Source organism: Streptomyces sp. NPDC051315 (assembly GCF_044455165.1).
In the GTDB taxonomy this organism is placed as follows: domain Bacteria; phylum Actinomycetota; class Actinomycetes; order Streptomycetales; family Streptomycetaceae; genus Streptomyces.
The window spans coordinates 1-3665 of sequence record NZ_JBITEN010000051.1; the positions used below are offsets into that span (position 1 = coordinate 1).

At 73.5% G+C, this 3665-nt stretch carries 2 protein-coding genes; both read right to left on the reverse strand.

Annotated elements, in window-relative coordinates:
* Positions 1-875, reverse strand: an 875-nt coding sequence (locus ACIBBD_RS38725) for a beta-ketoacyl synthase N-terminal-like domain-containing protein (RefSeq protein WP_399424712.1), incomplete at its 3' end; no start/stop codon positions are given.
* Positions 876-989: 114 nt separating this feature from the next.
* Positions 990-3665, reverse strand: a 2676-nt coding sequence (locus ACIBBD_RS38730; RefSeq protein ID WP_399424714.1) for a type I polyketide synthase, incomplete at its 5' end; no start/stop codon positions are given.

The window sequence follows — 3665 nt, forward strand, 5'->3', positions numbered from 1 at the left end:
CCCCGCACCACCGCCAGCACCCGGTGACCACGCGCCCGCGCATCCGACAGCCGCTCCACCAGCAGCACACCGACACCCTCACCCCACCCCGTACCGTCCGCACCCTCCGCGAACGCCTTGCACCGACCGTCACCCGCCAGACCACCCTGGCGAGCGAACTCCGTGAAGACGTCGGGGGTGGACATCACGGTCACACCGCCCGCGAGCGCGAGGTCGCACTCCCCCGCCCTGAGGGACTGGACCGCCAGGTGCAGCGCCACCAGGGACGACGAGCACGCGGTGTCGACCGTGACGGCCGGTCCCTCCAGGCCCAGGACGTAGGACACCCGGCCCGACACCACGCTGGCCGCGTTGCCGGTGAGGAGGTGTCCTTCGATCCCTTCGGGCAGTTCCTGGCCCGTGTCGGCTCCGTAGTTCTGGTTGCTGGAGCCGATGAACACGCCGGTGCGGCTTCCGCGTACGGACGCGGCGGTGAGGCCCGCGCGTTCGAGCGCCTCCCAGGATGTCTCCAGGACGAGCCGCTGCTGGGGGTCCATGGCCAGCGCCTCGCGCGGCGAGATGCCGAAGAACCCGGCGTCGAACTCTGTTGCCGTGGAGACGAACCCGCCGTGGTCCGTCGTGGTCGACGGCGCGTGGCCCTCAAGGTCCCAGCCCCGGTCCGCGGGGAACGGGGTCATGGCGTCGACGCCGGCGTCGACCAGCCGCCAGAGGTCCTCCGGGCTGGTGACGTCACCCGGGTAGCGGCAGGCCATGCCGACGATGGCTATCGGCTCGTTCGCCGTCCGGAGGAGTTCCTCGTTGTGCCGGCGAAGGCGCTCGTTCTCGAGCAGGGACGCGCGCAACGCGGCGACGACGCGCTCCTCGGAGGTGGACATGCTCATCTCCACGGGTGGGTGGTCCGTACTCGGGCGGACGGGAAGCGGGTGGGAATCACGCCGGCCGGACGCGGCGCGGGCGGCACGGCGCGGAGGGCGGGGCGACGCCGGATCTCAGGGCGAGGCGTCGCCGAGGGCCAGCTGGACGAGGGCGTCGACATCCATGGCGCCGATGGCTTCGGCGTCGGCGTCGTCCCGGGGCGGTGTGCCCGCCGCGCGGTCCCCGGCCGCCGCCGTGGTTTCGGCCAGGGCGAGCACGGTCGTGAGCAGGCCGCTCTTTCGCCATGTGGCGTAGGGAATGGTCACGAGGAGATCGCGGAGGCGGTCCTCGTCCGGCTCGGCCGCCGCCGCGCGGGGACCGGTGGCCGACGCGGGTTGCGCGAAGAGTTCGTCATGGAGGTGATCGGCGAGGTGACGCGGGGTGGGGTGGTCGAAGACGAGGGAAGGGGGCAGCCGCAGGCCCGTTTCGGTGCTGAGCGCGTTGCGGAGTTCGACCGCGGTGAGGGAGTCGAACCCGACGTCCTTGAAGGGCCGGTCGACGTGTACGGCACGGTCGGCGGACCGGCCGAGCACGAGTGTCGCCCGTTCCTGCACGAGCTCGCGCAGGGCTCGGCGCCGTTCCGTCTCGGGCCGGTCGGCCAGGCGCCGCACCAGGCGGTCGCGCGAAGTCCCGGCCGCACGGGCCGACGCGCTCTCCGTCCTGCTCTGTGTCGTGCCGTCGTTGCCGTCGTTGCCGGCGGCACCGCGGGTGCGGAGGGTGGTCAGCAACGGGCTGGGCCGGCGACCGGTGAAGGCGGGGACGAACCGCTCCCACTCCACGTCCGCGACCACGACCGTGGCGTCCCCCGCGTCCAGCGCACGCCCCAGGCCCATCAGGGCCCGGGCCGGTTCCATCACCCGCAGACCGCGACGCTCCAACTCCCGCGCACCCACGCTCGACACCATTCCTCCGCCCGACCACGGGCCCCAGGCCACCGAAAGGCCCGCCTCGCCCCGCGCACGACGCGCTTCCACCACCGCATCGGCGCCGGCGTTCGCCGCCGCGTACACACTCTGCCGTCCGCTGCCCCACACACCGGCGATGGACGAGAACACCACGAACGCCTCCAGTCCCCACCCTCGCGTCAACTCGTCCAGGTACAGCGCGCCCACGGCCTTCGCGGACCACACGTCGGCCAGGTGAGCGTCGTCGACGTCGTCGATGGGCATGTGGTCGGGCACCCCGGCGACGTGGAAGACGGCGTCGACACGGTGCCGTCCGAGCAACGCGGCGACGGCGTCACGGTCGGCCATGTCGCACCGTTCGACGAGCACGTGTTCCGCTCCCGCGGCACGTATCCCCTCCACGAGTCGACTCGCGCCCGGGGAGTCGGGGCCGCGTCGGCTGGTGAGCACGACCTCCCGCGCACCCCGCTCGGCGAGCCAACGGGCCAGGTGTCCGCCCAGCGCGCCGGTGCCGCCGGTGACGAGCACGCGCTGCGGCGACCTCCAGCCGGTCGCGGCCGTCCCGATGCGGGGGGCCGGATGCTCGCGGAGGCGGCGGGCGAAGGTCCCGTCGGCCCTCAGCGCGAGCTGGTCCTCGTCCGCGGAGTTGATCGCCGCGGCGAGCAGGCCGGCCGTCTGCGCGTCGGGCGCCGGCGGCAGGTCGATCAATCCGCCCCACCGGTCGGGGAGTTCCAGGGCCGCCACCCGGCCGAACCCCCAGACGGCGGCCTGTTCGGGGCTCAGGGTGCCCTCCGTGGGCGACCCGGTGGTCACGGCGCCCGTGGTGACGCACCAGACGGGACCCGTCGTTCCGGTGTCACCGAGCGCCTGAACGACGGTGACGGCCCCGGCCAGCGAGTCGGGCAGGACGACCGCTCCGGCGACCGCGTCGCCGCGGACCGCCCTGCCGAGGGCGCGGGCCAGGGAAGCCCGGTCGGTGGTCGCGGGGACGGCGAACGGCAGGCAGCCGGGCAGTGCCTCGACGACGGTGTCGAGTGCTGCCGATCCGTTCTCCGGGTGGAGCACCAGCCATCGTCCGGTGCCGCCGGCCGCGAAGGGCAGGCTGACCGGCTCCCAGGTGACGCGGTACCGCCAGCCGTCCTGCTCGGCGCGCAGAGCTCGCTCCCGCCGCTGTGCGGCGAGACCCGACACGACCTCCTCGACGACCTCCGCACCGATGCCGAGAGCGTTCGCCAGTTCGAGGGAGTCCGCGGGGTCGACCATGTCCCAGGACTCGGCACCGCTGATGATTCCGGCGCCCTCGGCCTGCTCCGCGGTCCGCACTCGCTTCGTCTGCGGCCAGAAGCGCTCGTGTCGGAAGGCGTAGGTCGGGAGTTCCACGCCCTCCGTGGCCCGGGAGCCGATCATCGACGCCCAGTCGACCGCCATCCCGGTCGCGTGACCGGTGGCGACACCCTCCAGGACGGTGTCCACCTCGTCGCGGTGTTTGCGGAGGGTGGGCACGAACAGCAGCCCGTCGGTGTCCGGCAGGCAGTTCCGGGCGAGTGCGGTCAGGGTGGCGTCGGGGCCCAGCTCGACGAACCGGGTGACGCCCTTCCCTGCCAGGGTGGTGATGCCGTCGGCGAACCGGACGGCCTCGCGGACGTGCCGCACCCAGTACTCGGCCGTGGTCAGCTCACCGTCTGCGGCAACGCGCCCGGTGACATTGGAGACGACCGGGATCGACGGGGCGGCGTACGCGATGCCCTCGGCGACCTGACGGAAGTCCGCCAGCATCGGCTCCATCAGCGGCGAGTGGAAAGCGTGGGAGACCCGCAGACGGGAGGTGCGGCGGCCCTGCGCCTC